General features: G+C 65.5%; 6 protein-coding genes. 4 read left to right on the forward strand and 2 right to left on the reverse strand.

The features are described 5' to 3' along the window. Positions 1–28: 28 nt before the first annotated feature. The 4 genes from rpsR (at position 29) to DEI95_RS16620 (ending at position 3,421) form a co-directional block, all read left to right on the forward strand. The gene (gene rpsR, locus DEI95_RS06300) at positions 29–286 is read left to right on the forward strand and encodes a 30S ribosomal protein S18 (RefSeq protein ID WP_056121021.1); all 258 of its coding nucleotides are present in this window, start codon (positions 29–31) and stop codon (positions 284–286) included. 14 nt (positions 287–300) lie between these two features. Further along, the gene (gene rplI / locus DEI95_RS06305) at positions 301–753 is read left to right on the forward strand and encodes a 50S ribosomal protein L9 (RefSeq protein WP_110825787.1); all 453 of its coding nucleotides are present in this window, start codon (positions 301–303) and stop codon (positions 751–753) included. A 611-nt stretch (positions 754–1,364) separates the two neighbouring features. Further along, positions 1,365–2,729, forward strand: coding sequence for a replicative DNA helicase (gene dnaB / locus DEI95_RS06310; protein ID WP_110825788.1), 1,365 nt, complete (start codon positions 1,365–1,367; stop codon positions 2,727–2,729). Between the two features lie 518 nt (positions 2,730–3,247). Next, positions 3,248–3,421 carry a hypothetical protein gene (locus tag DEI95_RS16620; protein ID WP_181436215.1) on the forward strand — a complete coding sequence of 58 codons (174 nt, stop codon included), beginning with the start codon at positions 3,248–3,250 and terminating at the stop codon, positions 3,419–3,421. A gap of 29 nt (positions 3,422–3,450) precedes the next feature. Here DEI95_RS16620 and DEI95_RS06320 read toward each other — a convergent pair whose 3' ends face one another. Then, positions 3,451–5,031, reverse strand: coding sequence for a PQQ-binding-like beta-propeller repeat protein (locus DEI95_RS06320; RefSeq protein WP_181436216.1), 1,581 nt, complete (start codon positions 5,029–5,031; stop codon positions 3,451–3,453). A 623-nt stretch (positions 5,032–5,654) separates the two neighbouring features. Further along, the coding region (locus DEI95_RS06325) for a Wzt carbohydrate-binding domain-containing protein (protein ID WP_146243609.1) at positions 5,655–6,000 on the reverse strand (346 nt) is incomplete at its 5' end.

Genomic DNA, 6,000 nt, shown 5'->3' on the forward strand with positions numbered 1-6,000 from the left:
ACAACTTCTCTCTCTGTAAGGAAGAACAATGGCTGGAAAGAGCACCGGCGACCGCCGGAAGCCTCGCGGCAAGGGCGGCAAGAACGCCGCTCCCGCGAAGGCGATCAAGGTCGGCGTCATCGACTACAAGGACGTCGCGACCCTGCGCAAGTTCATCTCGGAGCGTGGAAAGATCCGCGCCCGTCGCATCACCGGCGTCTCCGTCCAGGAGCAGCGCCTCATCGCCCGTGCCGTGAAGAACGCCCGTGAGATGGCGCTCCTCCCCTACGCCGGCTCCGGCCGCTGATCGGAGGTCGACACATGTCGAAGCTCATCCTCACCCACGAGGTCTCCGGCCTCGGTTCCGCCGGTGACGTCGTCGACGTCAAGAACGGCTACGCCCGCAACTACCTGATCCCGCAGGGCTTCGCCGTGTCGTGGTCGAAGGGCGGCGAGAAGCAGATCGAGTCGATCCGTGCAGCTCGCACCGCGCGCGAGCTCGCCACCATCGAAGAGGCACAGGACCTCAAGATGAAGCTCGAGAACGCCACCATCCAGCTGTCGGTCAAGGCCGGCAAGGACGGTCGTCTGTTCGGCTCCGTCCGCCCGGCTGACGTCGCTGACGCCGTCCAGGCGCAGGGCGTCGGCTCGCTCGACAAGCGCAAGGTCGAGGTCCCCGCGACCATCAAGACCGTCGGTGACCACGAGGCCACCGTGCGTCTGCGCGAGGACATCGTCGCGACCATCTCGCTGAAGGTCGTCGCCGCGAAGTAGCAGCACACAGCACCGCCGGAGGGCGGGTCTCCCACCACGGGAGGCCCGCCCTCCGTCGTTCCCGCACCGGGTGCACGACTGCGCCCGGCACGGTTGCCCTCCCGGCGTGTCGGAACGGGTCGGGTCCGCTCCGGAGGCCCTGGTCGGCTGCGCGGTTTCGGTGCAAGGAACACCGATGGCCGGTTACCGCCGGCCCCCGCCCGGCGCCTGGGAGCCACCCGAGTGGAACCGGATCACGAGGCCGTTTGTCAAGTCGGTTCTGCACAGTCGGAGGCTCGTAGGTGAACCTTCGACTCGCAGTTGAAGTCGAGTTCTCCACACACGGTGTGGAACGAGAAAGCCCCGATCAGCAGTCGAAAGTGTGTTCTCCCGCGGAGTTCTCCACAGCGGAGTGCACAACCATCCACACAGGTCTCCGGCGTGTTCCGCAATCGTTCCACAGAGTTGTCCACAGGTGCTGTTGCTGGGGATAACTCTGTACCCGTAGCGTGAGCCAGCGACTCGGGGATGTCGGTCGCCCGGGGTAGAACTGCTCGGTGGGGGACGGTTCGGCGGGTCGTCCGCCAGCACCGCCGTGAACACCGCACCGCCATGAACACTGAGGAGCACCTGTGTCGATCGCGCATCTGGAGCCGGCCCCCCGGGAGTACGCCGAGCGGAACGCCGACCGGACTCCCCCGCACGACATGCTCGCGGAGCAGTCGACGATCGGCGGCATGATGCTGTCGAAGGACGCCGTGGCCGACGTCATCGAGACCGCCCGCGGTGTCGACTTCTACATCCCCAAGCACGAGGTCATCTTCGACGCGATCCTGTCGCTGTACTCGCACGGCGAGCCGACCGACGTCATCGCCGTCACCGACGAGCTGACGAAGACGGGCCTGCTGTCCCGCGGCGGTGGCGCCGAGTACCTGCACAGCCTGACGAGCATGGTCCCGACCGCGGCGAACGCCGGGTACTACGCGGCGATCGTGGCCGAGAAGGCCGTCCTCCGCCGTCTGGTCGAGGCCGGCACCCGCATCGTGCAGATGGGCTACGCGAGCGAGGGTGAGGTCACCGACCTCGTCAACAGCGCGCAGGCCGAGGTCTACAACGTCGCCGGTGGCGTGCAGACCGAGGACTACGTCCCCCTGACCGAGGCCATCGGCACCGCCATCGACGAGATCGAGGCCGCGAAGGGCCGCGACGGGCAGATGACCGGCGTCCCGACGGGGTTCGCCCAGATGGACGCCCTGACGAACGGCTTCCACCCCGGACAGCTCATCATCGTGGCGGCCCGACCCGCACTCGGGAAGTCGACCCTGGCGCTCGACCTGTGCCGCGCCGCCGCGCTGAAGCACAACCAGACCGCCGCGTTCTTCTCGCTCGAGATGGGCCGCGCCGAGATCGCCATGCGTCTGCTCTCCGCCGAGTCGAGCGTTCCGCTACAGAACATGCGCAAGGGCACCGTCGACACCCGCGACTGGACCACCATCGCGCAGACCCGCGGGCGCATCAACGACGCTCCGTTCTTCATCGATGACTCCCCCAACATGACCCTCGTCGAGATCCGTGCCAAGTGCCGGCGCCTGAAGCAGCAGCACAACCTGAAGCTCGTCGTCATCGACTACCTGCAGCTCATGACCTCGGGCAAGAAGGTCGAGAGCCGCCAGCAGGAGGTGTCCGAGTTCTCCCGTGCGCTCAAGCTCATGGCGAAGGAGCTCCAGGTCCCCGTCATCGCACTGTCGCAGCTGAACCGTGGACCCGAGCAGCGTGCCGACAAGAAGCCGATGATCTCCGACCTGCGGGAATCCGGATCGATCGAGCAGGACGCCGACATGGTCATCCTGTTGCACCGTGAGTCGGCGTACGAGAAGGACAACCCGCGGCAGGGTGAAGCCGACCTGATCGTGGCGAAGCACCGCAACGGGCCGACGGACACCATCACGGTGGCGTTCCACGGGATGTTCTCGCGGTTCGTGGACATGCCGCAGTAGTGGAGTGTGATGTCGTCCGCCAACTAACTTGTCCGACTGCCACTCAACGTGTCTGAAATACCGACATGGACCCGTTGTTTGGCAGCGACGATGTTGAGGCCCTCGTCGTGCTCGAGGCAGTGCGTAGTGCTGAGTTGCGCGACCGGTCGGTGGCCTCGGCTCACCCTTCGATAGGGACGGACCCGAGGCGCGGGTAGTCGCCCGTGCGAGGCGGAAGGCCAGGTCATGACGGTCGTCTTGGTCAATATCACCGTCACTCTCAACGACTACGAGGCCGAGCGGATCGAGAAGTTCGCAGCGAATGTGATCGTCACGAGCAACCGTCCGACGGACGAAGTCACGAGCGACACCCGTGACCGCATCGACAAAACGCGGTGGGGCTCCGGGACCGGCTCTCGGTTGCGCGTACCGCTGCGGAGAAGGCGGCTGGAAGTGAGCAGGGCGCCGCTGGGGAGCACCGCGCGGCGGGCTTGTCGGCGTGGGATAGCGCTGACCGTCGCGACCGCCACGCGGAGCAGATGGCCGCCGCCGGCGTCGGCCCGGTCGCCGTGCAGGCGCAGTACGTTGCCGACGTCTGCAACGCCAAGCATCCGCGGTCTGCCATCACGACCACGCGTGGTGCCGCGAAGGCCCGCAAGAGCGTGACCCGGGCGATGGGTACTCATCGTGAGCGTGGGGAGCGCGGCCGGTGAAGACCGCGCTCACTACTGCCGTGGGCTAGTTACCAGCCGGCGGGTCGAGATTCTGTGACGGAGCAGTCGTCGATGAGCAACGTCCCGCCGGTCGATGGGTCCTGCTGTGTGAACACCTGCAGTGTTGAGGAGTTCCCGTCCGTGCTGATGTGCCCGATCCATTCGATCTTGGTCCATACGCCCACGGTGAGTTCTGGGATGTCCCAGCCCTTCGGGAGCTCTTGCGGCTCGGATCCAGGTGCCCATTCAATGTCTCGCATCGCGGCGCTCATGCCCGCGGTGGTGGGCCGCACCCAGCAGGAAGCCCAGTACCCTCCGAATCGGACTCCGTTGCGCTCAACGACACGCTGAATCCCGATCGTCCCGGCGGCGCTTGATGCGGGTACGACGGACAGGGCGCGAGACCCTCCGTGTGCCGGTGATGCCACACGGTTGATCGTGCCGTCTCCGATGGCGGTCCATTCGTCCGTGCCGCGCTCAAATCCTGGATCCGTCAGTACCTCTCCAGGCGTCGGTGTGACGGGGGTGCGCTTTGCTGCCAGGAATGTTTGCACGCCGCAACCGGTAGACACGAACATTCGATGTTGTGCGATAACGAGGTTGCCGTCTGAGCTGCTGCCATCCGTGCACGCGTCCACGGTCTCGCTCCGCTGCGCGCCGGTCACTTCGTCAAGCGCGACCACCGTGGTCGGACTGCCCGTGTTGGCGCGCTGCGTGAACCAAACCAACCCATTCGAGACGACGGGAGCTGCTACGGCATGGAAAGCGGTCGTGCCGTCGATTGGCAGGGCATGAGTCCAGAGCACCCTCCCGGTCGTGAGGTTGATAGCGCGGACTGTTGACGCGATTCGCGGGAATCCGGTCAGTTCGCTTCTTGAGGTGAAGAACCCGACATTGCCGTCGAAAGCGATCGCTTGATCCGAGACCGGGAGGGTGCGGACGATTCGGCCGGTCTTCGCCCCGAGCACGATGGTCTTGCTGCCGGAAACGTAGAGCATCCGTCCGTGGGCTGAGATGTCCGGCCTGTCGCCTGAGGCATACAGGCCCTCGACGCCAGCGGGGTACTTGGTGCTCCACAGCAGCCGACCCTTCGGGTCCGTCGTTCTGACTTCACCGGAGTCCGCGTAGTGCACTCGGCCGCCGGTCACTATCGAGACTCCCGGTGACGACTCCTCGCCGAGGCTGAGCTTAAAGAGGAACTTCCCCGTTGCTGCGGATGCAACCCTGTCCAAAGTGGAGACCACCCCGGATCCAACGCTGACTGAACGTCGCGGGTTACCGCCGATGGCATGTGACCACAGCACCTTCCCGGTCTGGGCCGAGAGTGTCTTCGTGACCCGCGACGATCCGTTGCGGTCCACCTGCGTGACGTACACCTTGCCACCGGTGACGGTCGCCATACCGACCCAGTCGGCTTGATTTCGCCACTGCAGTTTTCCAGTCGCGGTTGCATACGCCGAGAGGCTCGAGCACCCGTATTGCTGTTCGGCAACGATCGTTGACGTCGCGCTCACGCTGATGGAGGTCGCGGTGACGTTCCCGGCCTGCGGGCATTTCGGCGGAGCATTCCGCCAGCTTGGGGCGATCGTGGTAGGCAGCTTTTCAGCCAATTGCGCATTCTGGTTTGCACCATCGATGCCAGCACCAAGGGCGATGGTGCCTCCGCTCGGGGCCGCGGTGTGGCCAGGAGTGATCCCGGTAGCAGCTGTGGCAGTTCCGGGCGCGACTATGACGCTGAGGAGAACGGCCACGGAGACGAGGACGGCGGACGTTGGGCGCCAAGGCATGCGGAACTCCGATCGCGGCGACGCTCTCACAGCCTCGCTCTGTCGCCAGCGTAACGTTCGAGCCGTCCTCGCGTTCTTCTGGGGGCGAGGGCCCACCGTCGTGGGCGTTTTCAATGTGCGGTGCGTCCTCCTGCCCAAACGGCTAACGCGTTACATCGTGGTGATGCTGATGAGTAGGTTGGGCCTCCTGGGAAACCGCAGGTGCGCAGCCACGCAGGCCAGCCGTCACCGACCGACTCACGAGGAGAGCCACAGCGCGGGTGGCTTCTCGTGAAGCACAGGTAAGCGAAGTTCAGGGCACAGCGCGACCGAGCTTTGAGCCGAAGCGCTGCGTTCCCGTGCTTCGAAGTCCTGCGCCGCCGGCGCCGGAGTGGTGACCTGCGCGCTTACAGTCGCACGCTCAACGCCTGAATTTCAGTCGCGGGTCTCACTAGCGCAAAACGATCTCAAGTGAGGCCGGAGCCGAGACTGCGCATGGTCGCGCGAGTCCAAGCGATACCGGATTGGGTGTCCTCGTCGACGACTCGGAACGACGCGGCCTCACGCTGGATGACGATGTGCTCGCCGTTGGTCTTCGCCAGGAAGACGTGCACGAAGTACTGTCCGCCGCCGAGCCGGAGGTCTTTGAGCCGCCATTCGACCGTTGCTGAGCCGTCCATCGGTGGGTAGATCGTGCCGGTGTGTCGGCTGTCGATGCCGAAGGCGGGGTGCCCGAGGTGGTTCTCGATCTTGATGCCCGCGCGCCACTCGGGCAGGACCGTGGTGTGGGAGAACGTCGCGCGGACGACGAGG

Origin of the sequence: Curtobacterium sp. MCBD17_008 (assembly GCF_003234475.1) — a bacterium.
Taxonomy (GTDB): Bacteria; Actinomycetota; Actinomycetes; order Actinomycetales; family Microbacteriaceae; genus Curtobacterium.

What these genes read in the sequence shown, in the direction of transcription:
- rpsR (WP_056121021.1), top strand. Translation starts at nt 29, where the DNA reads ATGGCTGGAAAGAGCACCGGCGACCGCCGGAAGCCTCGCGGCAAGGGC.
- rplI (WP_110825787.1), top strand. Translation starts at nt 301, where the DNA reads ATGTCGAAGCTCATCCTCACCCACGAGGTCTCCGGCCTCGGTTCCGCC.
- DEI95_RS16620 (WP_181436215.1), top strand. Translation starts at nt 3,248, where the DNA reads ATGGCCGCCGCCGGCGTCGGCCCGGTCGCCGTGCAGGCGCAGTACGTT.